The following is a 565-nucleotide window of genomic DNA, read 5'->3' on the forward strand; positions in this document are numbered from 1 at the left end:
AAATCATTATTCGCTCTATTGTAACGAGTGATGTTGGGTAAATTAGTAAGTAACACATCATCGCCTTTATAAACAAACTCGGGCAACGAAAGGGTTTGAGTGTCTAATCGTAAATAGATGTTGGTGTTTAATAAAGCTTGAGTATCTGAAATTTGATTAGAATTTACATCAACAGAAGTTAAACTAATAAGGTTTTCAAGTGCTTTTGGCAGTACCGTTAGTTTATTATTGGACAAATACAATGTCTGTAGGTTTGTCAAATTTCCGATGCTTGCAGGAATAGAAGTGAAATTATTATTGTTCAAAGGCAATACCTGTAATTTTGTTAAATTACCTATGCCCGCAGGAATAGAAGTGAATTTATTATAAGAGAGATTTATAGTTGCTAATGCAGTCAAATTACCTATTTCGTTAGGTACGGCTCCTTCAAAAGAATTGTTGCTCAAATCCAAGGATTTAAGTTTTGTTAAACTGCCTATGGTTGCTGGAATAGAAGTAAATTTATTAAGTGCAAAGTCTATAGTTTCTAATGCGGTCAAATTGCCTATTTCACTAAAAATAGCCC

Annotated in this window: 1 protein-coding gene; it reads right to left on the reverse strand. The window is 32.9% G+C overall.

Annotated features, from left to right (window positions below):
* Positions 1-565 (reverse strand): leucine-rich repeat domain-containing protein (locus ACFQ0S_RS11510; protein WP_379819093.1); only part of this gene is annotated, 565 nt, incomplete at both ends.

Source organism: Flavobacterium myungsuense, from assembly GCF_042677265.1.
GTDB classification, from domain to species: domain Bacteria; phylum Bacteroidota; class Bacteroidia; order Flavobacteriales; family Flavobacteriaceae; genus Flavobacterium; species Flavobacterium myungsuense.